Origin of the sequence: Pseudonocardia sp. C8, assembly GCF_014267175.1 — a bacterium.
In the GTDB taxonomy this organism is placed as follows: Bacteria; Actinomycetota; Actinomycetes; order Mycobacteriales; family Pseudonocardiaceae; genus Pseudonocardia.
In genome coordinates this window covers 3,066,539-3,083,422 of sequence record NZ_JACMTR010000002.1, presented here as the reverse complement: position 1 = coordinate 3,083,422, position 16,884 = coordinate 3,066,539, and the positions used below count along the sequence as shown (strand labels likewise).

9 protein-coding genes are annotated in these 16,884 nt (G+C 75.0%); 2 read left to right on the top strand and 7 right to left on the bottom strand.

All coding sequences use genetic code 11. From position 1 onward, the window contains the following. Nucleotides 1-24 precede the first annotated feature (24 nt). The 7 genes from cydB to H7X46_RS14840 form a co-directional block, all read right to left on the bottom strand. The gene (gene cydB / locus H7X46_RS14870) at nucleotides 25-1,080 is read right to left on the bottom strand and encodes a cytochrome d ubiquinol oxidase subunit II (protein ID WP_186359966.1); all 1,056 of its coding nucleotides are present in this window, start codon (nucleotides 1,078-1,080) and stop codon (nucleotides 25-27) included. Between the two features lie 9 nt (nucleotides 1,081-1,089). Beyond that, nucleotides 1,090-2,502 (bottom strand): cytochrome ubiquinol oxidase subunit I, encoded by a 1,413-nt coding sequence (locus tag H7X46_RS14865; RefSeq protein WP_186359965.1) that lies wholly within the window; start codon nucleotides 2,500-2,502, stop codon nucleotides 1,090-1,092. Nucleotides 2,503-2,616: 114 nt separating this feature from the next. Then, nucleotides 2,617-4,059, bottom strand: coding sequence for a M1 family aminopeptidase (locus H7X46_RS14860; protein ID WP_186359964.1), 1,443 nt, complete (start codon nucleotides 4,057-4,059; stop codon nucleotides 2,617-2,619). A 44-nt stretch (nucleotides 4,060-4,103) separates the two neighbouring features. Beyond that, entirely contained in the window at nucleotides 4,104-5,288 is a 1,185-nt protein-coding gene (locus H7X46_RS14855; RefSeq protein ID WP_186359963.1) for a heparan-alpha-glucosaminide N-acetyltransferase domain-containing protein, read from the bottom strand. 690 nt (nucleotides 5,289-5,978) lie between these two features. Beyond that, nucleotides 5,979-7,280, bottom strand: a complete 1,302-nt coding sequence (locus tag H7X46_RS14850; protein ID WP_186359962.1) for a heparan-alpha-glucosaminide N-acetyltransferase domain-containing protein — start codon at nucleotides 7,278-7,280, stop codon at nucleotides 5,979-5,981. Beyond that, the gene (locus H7X46_RS14845) at nucleotides 7,277-7,981 is read right to left on the bottom strand and encodes a hypothetical protein (RefSeq protein WP_370588780.1); all 705 of its coding nucleotides are present in this window, start codon (nucleotides 7,979-7,981) and stop codon (nucleotides 7,277-7,279) included. The genes H7X46_RS14850 and H7X46_RS14845 overlap by 4 nt, the downstream gene beginning before the upstream one ends. Then, nucleotides 7,978-12,240, bottom strand: a complete 4,263-nt coding sequence (locus H7X46_RS14840; RefSeq protein ID WP_222131988.1) for a Pls/PosA family non-ribosomal peptide synthetase — start codon at nucleotides 12,238-12,240, stop codon at nucleotides 7,978-7,980. Before H7X46_RS14840 ends, H7X46_RS14845 begins: the two co-directional genes overlap by 4 nt. 449 nt (nucleotides 12,241-12,689) lie before the next feature. On the opposite strand from H7X46_RS14840, the gene H7X46_RS14835 reads away from it, so the two are divergent. Together H7X46_RS14835 and scpA are read left to right on the top strand one after the other, a co-directional pair. Next, entirely contained in the window at nucleotides 12,690-14,591 is a 1,902-nt protein-coding gene (locus H7X46_RS14835; protein ID WP_186359961.1) for a methylmalonyl-CoA mutase family protein, read from the top strand. Beyond that, the gene (gene scpA, locus H7X46_RS14830) at nucleotides 14,588-16,792 is read left to right on the top strand and encodes a methylmalonyl-CoA mutase (protein WP_186359960.1); all 2,205 of its coding nucleotides are present in this window, start codon (nucleotides 14,588-14,590) and stop codon (nucleotides 16,790-16,792) included. The genes H7X46_RS14835 and scpA overlap by 4 nt, the downstream gene beginning before the upstream one ends. Nucleotides 16,793-16,884: the final 92 nt, after the last annotated feature.

The window sequence follows — 16,884 nt, the reverse complement described above, 5'->3', positions numbered from 1 at the left end:
AGTCCGACGGGGGTGAGGCGGGGATCATCGCGGTGCCGGGTCCGCCGGGGCGTCGGCCGCCGCGGCCGGCTCGACGCGCTCGCCGCCGAGCCGCTTGCGGAAGACCCAGTAGCTCCAGGCCTGGTACACCAGGACCAGCGGGAGGAACACCCCCGCGACCCAGGACATCACGGTGAGCGTGTACGGCGCGGACGCCGCGTTCGTCACCGTCAGCGTGTGCGCCGGGTCGGTCGTCGAGACGAGCAGCTCGGGGAAGAGCTGCCCGAACAGGACGACCGACAGCCCGCCGACCGCCGTGGCGGTGGCGGTGAACGCCCAGCCCTCGCGGCCGAGGAGCAGGGCGAACCCGGCGATCACCAGCGCCAGCCCGGACGCCCAGGCCACCGGGGTGGTCCAGGACGGATCGCGCAGGGCCAGCGTGGCGGTCAGGAACGCGGCCGTCACCAGCAGCACCGGGAGCGCCGCCCGCACCGCGAACCGGCGCGCCCGGTACCGGACCGGGCCGTCGGTCTTCAACGCCAGGAACACCGCGCCGTGCAGCAGGAACAGGGCCGTGGTGGTCAGGCCGCCGAGCAGCGCGTAGCCGCCGAACAGGTCGCCGAGCGAGGCGGTGACGACCGTGCCGCCGCCGTGGCCGGGGGCCGTCACCCGCGTCGGCAGGCCGCGGACGAGGCCGGCCAGCACCGTGCCCCACACGAACGCGGGCACCAGCGAGCCGACCCCGATGGCGACGTCCCACCGGAGCTTCCACGCCGGGTCGTCGCGCTTGTGCCGGTACTCCAGGCCGACACCGCGGACGATCAGCGCCAGCAGCACGAGCAGCACCGGCAGGTAGAAGCCGGAGAAGGTGGCCGCGTACCAGGCGGGGAAGGCGGCGAACATGGCACCGACGGCGGTGATGAGCCAGACCTCGTTGCCGTCCCACACCGGGCCGATGGCCCCGAGCGTGACCTCGCGGTCCTCCTCGGACCGGCCGAGCACCCGCAGGAGCATGCCGATGCCGAAGTCGAACCCCTCCAGCACGAGGTAGCCGGTCCAGAGGACGGCGACCGCGACGAACCAGATCGTGGGCAGGTCCATGACGGGCTCCTAGTAGCTGAAGGCCGGGTCGGGGCGGTCGTCGGACGCGGGTTCGTCCGGCCGCGGCGCGCTCGGGCCGGCCTGCACGTACCGGAACAGCAGCCCGGCCTCGACGATCGCGAGCACGCCGTAGAGCGCGGTGAACGCGGCGAGCGAGAACGCCACCTGGCCGAGGCTCACGCCGGGCGAGACGCTGGCCGCGGTGAGCAGCTCGCCGCGCACCGTCCAGGGCTGGCGGCCCATCTCGGTGAGCACCCAGCCGCAGATGTTGCCGGCCAGGGCGGCGGGCAGGGCCGCGACGACGATCCGGTACATCCACGGGCGGTCCGGCACGCGCCCGCGGCGGGTCAGCCACAGCCCGGCGACGGCGATCGCCACCCCGGCCAGCCCGAGCCCCATCATCAGGCGGAACGACCAGTACAGGACGGCGATGTTCGGCCGGTAGTCCCCGGGGCCGTACAGGGCCTCGTACTGGGCCTGGACGTTCTCGATGCCCTGCACCGGCCCCCACGGGTCGCCGGTGGCGAGGAAGCTGAGCACCCCCGGGATCTGGATGTTGATGTGGTTGCGGCTGCCGTGGATGTCGCCGACCGCGAACAGCGAGAACCCGGCGGACTCCTCGGTCTGCCAGAGCGCCTCGGCCGAGGCGAGCTTCATCGGCTCGTAGGTGGCGGCGAGCTTCGCCTGGTGGTCACCGGAGGCGACGAGCAGCACGCCGGCGACCGCCGTGACCAGGAACCCGGCGCGCAGGCTCTTCCGGAACAGCTCCCGCTCGCCGGCGTGCGGTGCCCGGGTGCGCGGCATCAGCTTCCAGGCGCTCACCGCGGCCACGAACAGGCCGGCGATGACGAACGCGGCCGTGACGACGTGCAGGTAGGTCGACCAGGCCTGCGGGTTGGTCAGGACGGCGCCGATGTCGGTGAGCCGGGCCCGGCCGGTGGCCGGGTCGACCTCGTAGCCGACCGGGTTCCGCATCCAGGCGTTCGCCGCGAGGATGAAGTACGCCGACAGGTTCGAGCCGAGGGCCGCGGCCCAGATGCAGGCCAGGTGGACGCCGCGGCGCAGCCGGTCCCAGCCGAAGATCCACAGGCCGATGAAGGTGGACTCGAGGAAGAACGCGACGAGCGCCTCCATCGCCAGCGGCGCCCCGAAGACGTCACCGACGAAGGTGGAGTAGGCGCTCCAGTTCATCCCGAACTGGAACTCCTGGACGATCCCGGTGACGACGCCCATCGCGAAGTTGATCAGGAAGAGCTTGCCGAAGAACGTCGTGGCCCGCAGGTACTCGTCCCGGCCGGTGCGGAACCACGCGGTCTGCAGCGACGCCACGATCACCGACAGGCCGATGGTCAGCGGCACGAACAGGAAGTGGTAGATCGTCGTGATCCCGAACTGCCAGCGTGCCAGGTCCAGCGCGTCCATTCCGGCACCGCCCTCCGCGAAGTTCTACGTCCAGTAGTAGTTCTACCGCAAGTAGAAGATCGATGGGGGACGGGGCGGCGTGGGAACCGACACCCGGGTCGCTCGGTGCCCTTCTCAGTCCCGGGCGAACGCGCCGTGGGCCCGCAGCAGGTCGACGGTTCCGGGCAGGTCGGCGAAGGCCCGCTCGACGTCGGACGGCGCCGCCACCCGGTGCGCGTGCGCGGCCACGTACGCGCGCATCGCGGCGTCGAACCGCTCCACGCCGTCCCGCCGGCGTCCCTCCAGCAGGACGGCGGCCCCCTGGTCGTAGACCCCGTCGACGTAGCCGCCGAACCCGCCCCGGCGGTCCCAGACCGCCATCGGGTCGCCGATGGCGCCGTCCTCGGCCACGGAGTGTTCGTCGAGGCGGTAGGAGTCGCCCTGCCCGGCGGTGACCGCCTGCGCCCACGTCGCGAACGACTCGTCCAGCCACGGATCGCGGGCCTGGTCGTTGCCCACCAGCGCGTAGAACCACATGTGCGCGAGCTCGTGCGCCGCGAGCGGCCCGCGTGAGCCGTCGCGGACGTCTCCGAACTGCAGGTGGGTGGGGAACTCGACGCCGTCGCTCAGCGTGGGGACGACGGTCAGCCACAGGTCGGGATAGGGGTAGGGCCCGAGCAGGGCCTCCAGCCTCGGCAGGTACTCGGCGACCGCACGTTCCCAGTCCCGTGCCGACCCGCGCAGCTCCTCCTCGGGGTTCCGGGCGCCGGCGCGACCGCGCACCGGGACCGCGACGTGCACCCGGGTCGAGCCGACGGTGCTCTCGGCGATCCGGTAGGCGCCGACGGCGAACGCCACGTCGCGGACGGCGTCGGCGGTGAAGGTGCGGGTGAGCCGCCCGGGCGCCGGGGCGTGCGTCCCGGTGGCGGTGCCGACCCCGACGACCTGCTGGTCGCCGGCCGTGGTCACGGCGAGCGAGCTCAAGCGGTAGTCCTCGGCGGCGACCGTCTCGCCGGGCATCCGCACGGCCGGTTCGCGGACCCAGCCGCGGCCGCGGACCCACGCCAGCACCGGGAGCGGGGTGCCGAGCCACGCGGTCCCGGCGGCGGGGGAGCGCCCGATCCGCTCCGTGGAGTCGTCACCGAGGGTGATCCGGAAGGCCAGCTCGGCGGTGACCGGGGTGCCGGCGTCGACGCACGCCCGCAGCGGCAGCTCGACCAGCGTCCCGGGGGCACCGTCGGGTGCGCCCGCCTGCCGGCTGCGCGGGACGACGGGGGCGCCGTCGACCGCCGCCCCGGTGACCTCCGCGGACCCGCCGCCGGAGACGACGGTGGGCCGGTTGGTCCAGAGCCGGAAGACGAGCTCGCAGACGGGGGCGTCCGGGGTGAACCGCACGGTCTGCCGGCCGGTCGCCGACGAGAGGTCCGGCGCCATGTCGACGCTCGCGTCGACCACCGGGCGCTGCGGCCACGGCTCCGCCCGGTCCTCCTGCGGGACACCGGCCGCGCAGCCCCCCAGGACCGCCAGGACGACCACCACGGCAGCGGGCGCCCGGTACCGCCAGGCCAGGCCGATCATGGTTTCCCAGGCTAGCCACCGGATCCCGCCGCCGAGCGGACGACTCACCGGGCGCCGGTGCCGCCACCCCGATGGTGGCCGTGCCGGAGCCGGTCCCGGACCGCGTGGGCGGGAGCGGAGACCAGCGACTCCAGCGGTCCGCGGCCGACGGCTCGGCGCCAGGCCACCCCGATCACGAGGGCGGCGCCCACCTGCCACAGGTAGCCCTCGAGCGGGCCGAAGTCGTCCAGCGGGGAGTTCATGAACAGGATCGAGCCGACGTAGAGGGTCAGCGTCATCGACCCGGCCGCCGCGAGCGGGCGCAGGAGGTGCCCGAGCACCGTCGATGCGCCGCGGGCGGTGATCCCGGCGAGCAGCAGCACCGCCCCGAGCACGGCCAGCGCCGACCCGGTGGTCTGGACGACGTCGAGCGGGGTGGCCGAGTGCGGCGCGACGGTCGCCAGCCACCACCACGTCGTGGTCGGGGCGACGCCGCTGGGGTAGGCGGTGACCGCGTCGGGGACCGTCGGCGCGGTGCGGAGCACCTCCGGCGGGCCCGCCGCGGCGATCGCCGCGTAACCCCCACCGGGGCCGAGCAGCCACATCGACACCCCGGTCGCGGCGAGCGCGGCGGCCGCCCCGCCGGCCAGCAGTGCCGCCGCGGTGCGCCGTGACGACAGCCGCAGCCGTCCCACGGTGAGCCCGACGGCCAGGTAGGCCACCCACACCACCGCCGGATAGGCACCGGTCAGCCCCAGCCCGGACAGCACGCCCAGCGGATCGGTGACGAGGTCGGCGAGCGAGGGATGCGCCAGGTCCGGTGCCGGCAGGAACGGCCGCACCAGGTGCGAGAGGACCGGCACGCCCACGCACAGCGCGACGGCCAGCGGGGCCAGCACCCCGGTGGGCAGCGCGACGAGCGGGATCGCGAGCAGGAACGCGACCGCGTAGTACGGCAGGATCAGCGTCGCGATCGACGGGTCGGTCCAGCTCAGCGCCAGGCTCAGCAGCAGCAGGACACCGGCGCGGGTGGCGAGCATCGCCGCCGTCGTGGCGAGGCCGGGGCCCGGCCGGACCCGGGCGCGACCGGTCATGAACGCGAACGACACGCCGGCGAGCACCGCGAACAGCGCCGCGGAGCGACCGCCGAGGACCAGGTAGGTCAGCGTGACGGTGCCGTCGTCGGTGGCCATGACGAGCGCGTGCACGGCGATGATCCCGAACAGCGCCAGGCCGCGGGTGGCGTCCACGCCGTGCAGCCGGGCCGGCGATGCGGGTGGGCTCGGCGGCTCCGCGCCGGATCGCCCCGGCGCCGCACAGGTTGGGGGCTCGTCGCACAGGTCCGGGCTTGTGCGGCGCGCGGCGAACCTGTGCGGTGCCCGGCGATCCTGTGCGACGCGCTCGTCGGCAACCGGCGGCGGCCCGGCAACCGGCGGCGCGCCGGCGACCGGCGGGCCCGGCGGGCCGGCATCCGACGCGGTGTACGGCCGGCGGTCCCGTGCGAGGACCGGGATGCGCGCGGTCTCGGGATCCGGGCCGGGCCCGGGCCGGGCGGGACCGGGAGGCGGGTGCCCGGGGCCGGGACGGTGCGGGAGCGGGACGGGACGGCTCACCTCGGAACCGTCACGTTCCGTCGCCCGCACGGTCCGGTGACGGCCACGAGCCGGCGGCGACGGGACGCCGGGCGGGACCGGGGCTCGGATCCACCCGCGCGTCACACCTGTGATCGGTCCGGGCGTCCACTCGGGTCACGCGACCAGCGTACCTATGGCGTAGTATGATCACTCAACGTGTCGTTCGGCGCGGCATTCGCGCCAATGAGCGGCCAAGTCGTCCCCGTACGGACCAACCGGGTCGTCGGCTCAGCGCCACGGAGCGTGCGGTCTGCGCCACCGGATCTCCGTGCCCGGCGCGGCCACCGTGCCGCGGACCGACGTCACTCAGCGTGAGCGGCTGCGGACCGAGCCCGGCTCGGCGCCGGGGCTGCGAGGCGCCGGGACGACCGGTCCGCGGGGGCCACCCGGCCCGTGTCGCCGGCGGTGGTGGCGGCTCCGCATCCGGTCCCGGACCGCGTGCGCCGGCGCCGAGACCAGGGTCTCGAGCGGGCCCCGGCCGACCGCGCGGCGCCAGGCGACACCGGCCGCCAGCGCGAACCCGACCTGCCAGAGGTAGCCCTCCACCGGCCCGAACGTGTCGAACGGGGAGTTCATGAACAGGATCGAGGCCACGTAGAAGGTGAGGGTCATCGACCCCGCCGCGGCCAGCGGCCACAGCACGACGCGCAGCGCCCGCGCGGCGCGCGGCGCACCGACCCCGGCGAGCAGCAGCATCGCGCCGAGCACGGCGAGCGCGGACCCGGTGGTCTGCACGATGTCGAACGGCGTCCCGGAGTGCGGCGCGACCGTTGCCAGCCACCACCAGGTGGTGGCCGGCGTGACCCCGTTCGGGGTGCCGGCGACGACGTCGGCGATCGTCGGTGCGGATTCCAGCAGGCCGGGCGGGCTCGCCGCCGCGATCGCCGCGTACCCGCCGGCGGGTCCGAGCAGCCACATCGACATCCCGGTCGCGGCCAGCGCGGCCGCGACGCCGCCGCCGAGCAGGGTCGCCGCGGTGCGTGCCGAGGTCAGCCGCAGCCGCCCGACGCCGATCCCGACGGCCAGGTAGGCCAGCCACACCACCGCCGGGTAGGCACCCGTGACCGTCAGCTCGGACAGCAGCCCGAGCGGGTCGGTGAGCAGGTCCACCGGTCCCGGGTTGCCCAGCGCCGGGGCCGGCAGGAACGGCCGCACCAGGTGCGACAGCACCGGGACGCCGAGGCCGAGCAGCACGGCCAGCGGCGCGAGCAGCCGGTTCGGCAGCGCGACCAGCGGGATCGCGAGGACGAACGCGACGGCGTAGTACGGCAGGATCAGCGTGGCGATCGACGGGTCGGTCCAGCTCAGCGCCAGGGCCAGGAGCAGCAGCATCCCGGCACGCGTCGCGAGCATCGCCGCAGCCGAGGCCAGCTCGGGGCCGGGCCGCACCCGGGCACGGCCGGTCAGGAACGCCAGCGACACCCCGGCGAGCACCGCGAACAACGCCGCGGAGCGGCCGCCGAAGACCAGGTAGGCGGCGGTGGGCACGCCGTCGTCGGTGGTCTCGAGGAGCGCGTGCACGGCGATGATCCCGAACAGCCCGAGACCGCGGGCGGCGTCGACGCCGAGCAGCCGGGGCCGGCGGGGGGCGGGGAGCGGTGGGTTCACGCCATCACCTCGTCGATCAGTCGGAGGCCGAGGTCGCGGGCGTCGGCCCGGGGGAGACCGGCGTCGGCGAACCAGTCCGCGCCGGCCTCGGGGTGCGGGCCGACCACGCCGACCCGGCCGGCGCCGAACGGCGTCACGGCGGCGGCGACCTCGTGGTCGGGGTAACGGGCCAGGACGGTGCCGGCGGCGCCGGGGTCGAGCAGGAACCGGGGGCCGTCCTGGAAGTAGAGCGTGCGCTCGGCCCCGCACCAGTCGACGCGGACCAGGGCGTCGCCGTCGTGGGTGACGGTGGCGCCGCGGGTGTCGATCCAGCGGTCGGTGTCGCCGGGCAGCAGGCCGAACCCGGGCGTGGCACCGGCGAGGTAGCCGCCGAGGCAGAAGCCCAGGTAGCGGCCGCCGGCGGCGACCAGGTCGCGGATCGGCCCGCGGTGCCGCCGGACGTGCGGCCACGCGTCCTCGAGGGTGCCGCCGCCCGGCTGGGCGTACAGCGTGGCCGCGGACAGGACCGCCGGGGTCGGCCGCAGCCGCTCGCGCGGACCGACGAACCGGACGTCGAACCCGTGCCGCGACGACGCCAGCAGCGCCGCCACCGCTTCCGGGCACCCGGGCACGGTCGCCGGGCCGCGGTGGACCAGCGCGAGCGGGCCGTCGCCGCGCGCCGGTGCGGCCCGGAACCGGCCGAGCAGGGCCGGAAGCCTCACCGCTCGTCCCCCCGGTTCGCGGCCGGCCGGGCGGGCGGACCTGCGGGCGTCCGCACCAGACCGCGCCCGAACCGGGCCCGGCCGAAGCCGCGCGGGCCGGGGATCCGGTGCCGGCCCGCCCCGGACGGCGCCGGGAGCCGGGGCGACGAGCGGGTCGCCTGCACCGAGCGGAGCCGCACCGTGCGGCCCGGGTCCGCGCCCGGGCCGACCGGGGTCAGGACCTGCGTCCGTTCCGGGTCGATCGCGTCGAGCCGCTGGGTGAGGTCCTCCGATCCGGCCGGGGCCGGCGCGTCCACCACCGGCTGTGCGGTGATGCCCCGCCACCGGCTGCCGGCGGGAAGGTGCTCGCCCTTCATCACCAGCGACAGCGGTTCGAGCCGCGCCCCGGGTCCGACGGCGGCGTCGTAGAGCACGATCGCCCGGTCGCCGACGCTCGCGCCACGCTCGATGCGGACCGTCGCCATCTTCATGACCCGGTCCTCGAACAGGTGGGTCTGCAGCGACACGTCCCGGCCGACGACGGCGTCGTCGCCGATCTCGACCAGGTCGAACTCGGTCAGGTAGGTGGTGGACACGCAGGTGCGGTGCCCGACCCGGGCGCCCATCAGCCGCAGCATCGGCGGGAGCATCGGCGTCCCGGACAGCATCATCAGCAGCCCCGGCACCGCGGCGGCCTCGTACAGCCCGGTGACGAACTCCGAGCGGCGCACGAACCGGCTCCAGAGCGGCTCGACCCGCGGCCGGTAGGTGCCGACGACCAGCCATTTCACGGCGGCGACGAGCACGACCAGGAGCAGCGCGGTGCCGAACGCCAGCGCCGGCGCGGCGAGGACCACGGCCCACGCCGGGGAGATCCGGGCGACGTCGGAGAGCGCCTGCAGGAACAGGTAGAGCGACACCGAGATCACCGAGGCGGGCAGGGTCGCCCGCAGGAACTCGATGCCCAGGCGCTCCGCGACCCGGAGCCGGGACGGCCGGAACGTCAGGCTCTCCGGCTGCTCCCCGGAGTCCTGGCGCACCGGCAGGTTCATCGCCGGCGAACCGAGCCACGTGGTGTCGTCCGGCACCCCCGACGCCGGGGGCACGGTCGCCACGCCGATCAGCGACTCGGCGCCGAGCGTCGACCCGGCCGGGACGACCGCGGCGTTCCCGACGAACGCCCGCCGCCCGACCAGGGTGGGGCGCCGCACCATCCAGCCGTTGTGGAAGGTCGCGCTGCCCACGCTCGCCATGTCCGCGACGAAGCTGCCGGGGGAGATCGTGAGCATCTCCGGGTCGATGTGCGAGGCGGTGGAGACCTCGGCGCCGCGCCCGACCCGGGCGCCGAGCAGCCGCAGCCAGCCGACCGTGTACAGGGTCGAGTACAGCGAGTTGGTGTAGGCCAGGCTCATCTCGAGGAGCTTGTCGCCGAACCACTTCCGCAGCCCGAGCGCGGAGCGGGCCGGGAACACGCCGGGCCCGGTCCGGGGAGCCACCGCCCACCGGCCGGCCGCGACGAGCACGCAGACCGTCAGCACGAACACCGGTCCGGCCGCGACCGCGACCGCGAGCGCCGGGCCGTCCCCGAAGACCAGCAGCGACGTCCACACCAGCAGCACCGCCGGCACCAGCGACGCCAGCGCGACCAGCTCGCAGGCGGCGACCCCGCCGGCCGCGGCCGCCAGCTGGGCCCGGGTCCACGACGGCGCGGGGCCGCGCTCGGTCAGCTCGCCCACCGCCGGGTCGGCGCTGTCCGGCACGCAGGGCGAGCCCGCCCACTGGTCGCCGCGGGGGATCACCTGCTCGGCGGCGACCGCCGACTGCTCCCCGACGACGGCGTCGGCGCCGATCACCGCGCCCGGCTCGACGACGGCGCTGGCCCCGACGTGGGCACCGGCGCCGACCGCGACCGGGGCGACCGTCACCCAGCCATCGGCGGCCGTCCACGGCCGCAGCGCGGCGCCGTAGCCGATCGTGGCGCCGTCGCCGACCTGCAGCATCCGCGGCAGGGACAGCACCGACGTGCCGAGATGCACGTCGCGGCCGACCCGCGCGCCGAGCAGCCGCAGGTAACCCGGCGCGAGCGGGCTGCCGGACAGCACCGGCAGCGGGGACAGCGACAGCAGCAGGTCCGCCGCCCACAACCGCAGGTGCACCCGGCCCCACATCCGGTACCGGCCGGGCCGCACCTCCGCGCCGAGCGCGCGCACCGCGAGCGGCGCGAGCACCCAGCGCAGCAGCAGGAAGATCGCGGTGGCGCCGACGGCGAGCTGGGCCAGCACGTCCGGGGCGACCCGGCCGTCGTGCCAGGCGTAGACCGCGGCCGCCGGCAACGTCATGGTCAGCATCAGCACGAACAGCGCCGCCGCCTGCGCCGACCCGGCCAGGCTGTAGCGGCGGCGGGAGTGCCGCAGCGGCGCCGGCCGCGGGGGCGGCGGCACCGCGTCGGAGCTCCCGCCGGCCGCCGGGTCCAGTGCCCCGGCCAGGCCGCGCACCGTGGCGTGCTCGTAGAGGTCCCGCACCGCCGGGGTGCGCCCCACACCGCGCTCCCGCAGCAGCGTCACGACGCGGGCGGCGAGCAGCGAGTGACCGCCCAGCTCGGTGAAGAAGTCGGCCTCGACCGACACCTGCCCGGGTTCGAGGGCCAGCGCCTCGGCGAGCACGTCCCGCACCCGCGTCTCCAGCCCTGTGGCCGGTCCCACCACGGGTCCGCCGGCCACGACGATCCGGGGGCCGGACGGGGCGGGCAGCTTCGGGCGGTCGACCTTGCCGCTGGGCATCATCGGCAGCCGGTCGAGGACCTCGACGTAGCCGGGGACCATGTACTCGGGCAGCCGGGTCCGCAGCAGCTCGTGCAGGCCGGACCGGTCGACCGGGCCTGCTGTGCCGGCGGGCACCACGTAGACGGCGAGCTCCTCGCCGGCACCGTCGTCCGACTTCGACAGGGCCGCGACCGCGCTCTCGACGTCGGCGCGCTCCAGGGCGACGGACTCGATCTCGCCCAGGTCGACCCGGTGGCCACGGATCTTGACCTCGTCGTCGGCGCGGCCCAGGTAGACGATCTCGCCGTGCTCGTCGATCCGGCCGAGATCACCGGTGCGGTAGAGCCGGCCGTCCCCGTTCGGCGGAGCGGCCGGGTGCCGGACGAACCGGTCCGCGGTCTTCTCCGGCAGGTTGACGTAGCCGAGCGCGACGCCCGGCCCGCCGATGCAGATCTCGCCGACCTCGCCACGGGGGACCTCGCGCAGCGCGTCGTCGAGGATCACCACCGAGTAGGTCGGGACCGGCCGGCCGATCGTCACCGGGCGCCCCGGGACGAGCTCACCCCAGGTCGCGGTCACGGTGGCCTCGGTGGGGCCGTAGGTGTTGAGCATCCGGCGGCCGGGCCGCGCCCAGCGCTCGACCAGCCCGGCCGGGCAGGCCTCGCCGCCCACGAGCAGGGTGCGCAGCGCGGGCAGCTCGCGCGGGATGGTCGCCAGCAGGGTCGGCACGCAGCACAGCACGGTGACCCCGGTGCCGGCGAGGAAGTCGCCCAGCTCGGCGCCGATCCGCCGGGAGTCGGTCGGCCCGACGACGAGCGTCGCCCCGGCGGCGAACGTCGGCCAGATCTCCTCGATCGAGAAGTCGAACGAGATCGTCATCCCCTGGTAGACGCGGTCGTGCGGCCGGACGTCGTACACCTGGGTGATCACGTGCACGAAGTTGCAGATGCTGGGGTGCGCGACGGCGACGCCCTTGGGCCGGCCGCTCGACCCGGAGGTGTAGATGATGTAGGCCAGCGGGTCGGCGTGCGGCGGCACCGGTTCCAGGGGGTGCCGGGGCAGCCGGGACACCTCGTCCACGCAGAGGTCGAGCTGGACCAGGCCGCCGGGTGGCAGGTCCGCCGCCAGGTCGGACGTCGTGACCAGCAGGTCCAGGCCGGCGTCGTCCCGGATGTAGCCGACCCGGTCCGGTGGCGCGGCCGGGTCGATCGGGACGAACGCGGCCCCGGTCTTCAGCACCGCGAGCAGGACCGCGTAGGTCCGCCAGCTGCGGTGCAGCAGGATGCCGATCCGCCGTCCCGGCCCGGCCCCGTGGGCCTGCAGGTACCGGGCCAGCTGGGCGGCGCGCGCGTCCAGCTCGGCGTAGGTCAGCTCCAGCGCGCCGTCCTGCACCGCGACCGCGTGCGGGGTCCGGGCCACGGTGGCCTCGAAGAACCGGTGCAGCCGGTCCGGGTACCGGACCGGGCGCCCGGCCGGGACCGGGGCGAGCCCCGGCCCGCCCGCGCGCGACGGCGACATCGTCACGTGGCGTCACTCTCCTTACAACGGTGCCCTGGCCGGGGATCGGGGAGCGGGGGAGCCGCACCGGCCGGAACGCTCGATGGCGTACCCGGATTTTCGACGGGGCAACACGTTCGTGTTACGCCGACATAACCGGGAAGAGGGGCTGTTGGTTACGTGGAGTAGGTGTCCGACTCGGAGAAACACCCGGTTCGGCGTGGGCGGCTGCTGCGAACGGGGGAGCGAGGTGCGGGGCGGACGGGGGTGCCTGCACACCTCACGGAGTCCGGTGACGCGGCCCACGGGCGCCACCGGTCGGCGTGTCACACACCGTGCGCACCTCGCCACAGACCCTGCCCGGAACGGCAGCCGATCACTAGACTCCGCGGGACCTCGGCGACGTCACGACGGCGGTGCCGGGCGGGCAACGAGGGCCGCCCCGGGGGCCGGTGAGGAGAGCGGAACGGATGACCGACAGCGGCGGTAGCGGTGGCGCCACGGACGGGCCGGTGGAACCGGACCACCTGGTACTCGCAGGAGAGTTCGACCCGGTGACCCGCGAGCAATGGCTCGCCGCCGTGGACGGGGTGGTGCGCAGGTCCGGCCGGATCGGCGAGGACGCCGCGCTCGGCGCCGGGGTGGAGACCCTCACCCGGACCACGGTGGACGGGATCCGGGTGGCCCCGCTGTACACGGCCGACGACGTCGAGGGGCTCCCGGACACCGGGGTGCCCGGGGCGTGGCCGTTCACCCGGGGCCCGCTCACCGACGGCCACGTGCCCGACGGCTGGGAGGTCCGCCAGCGGCACACCGGCACCGACCCGGCCTCGGTCCGGGAGACGATCCTGGCCGACCTGGAATGCGGGGTCGGCTCGGTCTGGCTGCGGGTCGGCGAGGGCGGGATCCCGGTCGACGCCCTCGGTACGGCCCTGGACGGCGTCCACCTGGACCTGGCCGGGGTCGCCCTGGACGCCGGCTCCGACGCCGCCGATGCCGGGGCCGCCTACCTCGACCTCGCCGGCCGGCACGGGGTCCTGGACTCGGCGCTGCTCGGCGCGCTCGGCCTCGACCCGATCGGGGTGCGTGCCCGCACCGGCACCGGCCCGGACGTGGCGAGCGTGGTCGAGCTCGCGCAGCGGGTCGCCGGGACCTACCCGAAGCTCACCGCGGTCACCGTGGACGCGAGCGTGATCCGCGAGGCCGGCGGTTCGGACGCCCAGGAGCTCGGCTGGTCGCTCGCCGCCGGGGTCGCCTACCTGCGGGAGCTGACCGGCGCCGGGATGGACGCCCCGTCCGCGGCGCGGGTGCTCGAGTTCCGCTACGCCGCCACCCCCGAGCAGTTCCCGACGATCGCGAAGCTGCGGGCCGCGCGCCGGCTCTGGGCGCGGGTGCTGGAGGCCAGCGGCGTCACCGACGTGCCGCAGCGCCAGCACGCCGTCGTCCCCGAGGCCCTGTTCACCCGGCGTGACCCGTGGGTGAACATGCTGCGCGGCACCGTCGCCGGCTTCGCCGCGGGCGTCGGCGGGGCCGACGCGGTGACCGTGCCGCCGTTCGACGCCGCGCTGGGCGCCTCCGAGCCGTTCTCCCGGCGGATCGCGCGCAACACCCAGAGCCTGCTGATCGAGGAGTCGCACCTGGCGCGGGTGATCGACCCCGGCGGCGGCTCCTGGTACGTCGAGCACCTCACCGACGACCTCGCACGGGCCGCGTGGGCGTTCTTCCAGACGGTCGAGGGCGCCGGCGGCGCGGTCGCCGCGCTCGACTCCGGCCTGGTGGACCGCGAGGTGGCCGAGGTGCGGGCGCGGCGGGAGACCGACGTGGCCCGCCGCAAGGCGCCGCTGACCGGGGTCTCCGAGTTCCCCGACCTGCACGAGAAGCCGGTGCCCCGGGAGCCGCTCCCGCCCGTCGAGCGCGGCGGGCTGCCGCTCTACCGGCCGGCCGAGGCCTACGAGGCCTACCGGGACCGCTCCGACGCCGTCCTGCAGGCCGAGGGCACCCGCCCCACGGTGTTCCTCGCGACGCTCGGACCGCTCGCCGTGTACACCGCGCGGGCCGGGTTCACCCGCAACCTGCTCGGCGCCGGCGGGATCGACGCCGTCGACGCGGGCCCGACCGAGACCGTGCAGGAGGTCGCCGACGCGTTCGGCGGTGCCGCGACGCGGGTGGTCGTGCTGTGCTCGTCGGACGCGCTCTACGAGGAGCGGGCCGCCGACGCCGCGGCCGCGCTGCGCGCGGCGGGGGCGACCCGCATCCTGCTGGCGGGCAAGCCGAAGGGGGAGGTGCCTGGCGTGGACGGGTACCTGTTCGCCGGGTGCGACGCGCTCGCCGTCATCGACGACGTCTACACCGCCCTGGAGGGGTCGAAGTGACCATTCCCGACTTCACCTCGGTGCCCCTGGACGCGGCCACCGCGCCGTCGTCCGCCTGGAACGGCACCGCGCCCACCTGGGACGCCCCCGAGGGCATCGGCGTCAAGCCGCTCTACACCGCGCAGGATCTCGACGGCCTCGACTTCCTGAACACCTACCCGGGCCTGACGCCGTACCTGCGCGGGCCGTACCCGACGATGTACACCAACCAGCCGTGGACGGTCCGGCAGTACGCCGGCTTCTCCACGGCGGCCGAGTCGAACGCGTTCTACCGGCGCAACCTGGCCGCCGGGCAGAAGGGCCTGTCGATCGCCTTCGACCTGGCCACCCACCGCGGCTACGACTCCGACCACCCGCGGGTGGCGGGCGACGTCGGCATGGCCGGTGTCGCGATCGACTCCATCCTGGACATGCGCCAGCTGTTCGACGGCATCCCGCTGGACCGGATGTCGGTGTCGATGACGATGAACGGGGCCGTCCTGCCGGTGCTCGCGCTGTACATCGTCGCGGCCGAGGAGCAGGGCGTCGCGCCGGAGAAGCTGACCGGGACCATTCAGAACGACATTCTGAAGGAGTTCATGGTCCGCAACACCTACATCTACCCGCCGCAGCCGTCGATGCAGATCATCTCGGACATCTTCGGCTTCACCAGCGCGAAGATGCCGAAGTTCAACTCGATCTCGATCTCCGGCTACCACATCCAGGAGGCGGGGGCGACCAACGACCTGGAGCTCGCCTACACCCTCGCCGACGGCGTGGAGTACCTGCGGGCCGGGGTGGACGCCGGGCTGGACATCGACACGTTCGCCCCGCGGCTGAGCTTCTTCTGGGCGATCGGCATGAACTTCTTCATGGAGGTCGCCAAGATGCGGGCCGCGCGCCTGCTCTGGTCGAAGCTCGTGAACCGGTTCGAGCCGCAGAACGCCAAGTCGCTGTCGTTGCGGACGCACTCGCAGACCTCCGGCTGGTCGCTGACCGCGCAGGACGTCTACAACAACGTCGTCCGCACCTGCGTCGAGGCGATGGCCGCGACCCAGGGGCACACCCAGTCGCTGCACACGAACGCCCTCGACGAGGCGCTCGCGCTGCCCACCGACTTCTCGGCGCGGATCGCGCGGAACACCCAGCTCCTGCTCCAGCAGGAGTCCGGCACCACCGGCGTCGTCGACCCGTGGGGCGGCTCGTACTACGTCGAGCGGCTCACCTACGACCTGGCCCGGCGGGCCTGGGCCCACATCGACGAGGTCGAGAAGGCCGGCGGCATGGCGCAGGCCATCGACGCCGGCATCCCCAAGATGCGCGTCGAGGAGGCCGCGGCCCGCACCCAGGCCCGGATCGACTCCGGCCGCCAGCCGGTGATCGGCGTCAACAAGTACGTGGTCGACACCGACGAGCAGATCGACGTGCTCAAGGTCGACAACGCCGGCGTGCGCCGCGAACAGCTGGAGAAGCTGCAGAAGCTGCGGGCCGAGCGCGACGACCGCGCCGTCGACGCGTCGCTGCGCGCGCTCACCGGCGCCGCGGAGAAGATCGCCGAGGGCACGGCGCGCGGGTTCGACGAGAACCTGCTCGCCCTGGCCGTCGACGCGGCCCGCAGCAAGGCCACGGTCGGGGAGATCTCCGACGCGCTGGAGAAGGTCTTCGGGCGCCACGCCGGCCAGATCCGCATCATCTCCGGTGTGTACTCGAAGGAGGCCGGGAAGAACCCGGCGATCGACCGTGCCCGCGAGCTCGTCGCCGAGTTCGCCGGGGCCGAGGGCCGCCAGCCGCGGATCCTGGTCGCGAAGATGGGCCAGGACGGCCACGACCGCGGCCAGAAGGTCATCGCGACGGCGTTCGCCGACATCGGCTTCGACGTCGACGTCGGCCCGCTGTTCCAGACCCCGGCCGAGGTCGCGAAGCAGGCCGTCGAGTCCGACGTGCACGTGATCGGCGCTAGCTCGCTGGCCGCCGGGCACCTCACGCTGGTCCCGGAGCTGCGCCGCGAGCTCGCCGCGCTGGGGCGCGAGGACATCATGGTCGTCGTCGGCGGTGTCATCCCGCCGGCCGACGTGCCCGAGCTGCTGGAGATGGGCGCCGCCGCGGTGTTCCCGCCCGGCACGGTGATCGCCGAGGCGGCGGTCGACCTGCTCGGGAAGCTGTCGGCCGAGCTGGGTCACGGCGACCCGGCCCCGGAGCCCGGCAGCGTCTTCGCGGACTGATCGCGCCCCCATTTCCACTCATGGAGCTTTGGTCCTGTGCGACGGGACCAATGCTCCATGAGTGGCAAGCTGGTGCGGGGAGGGTCGCACGC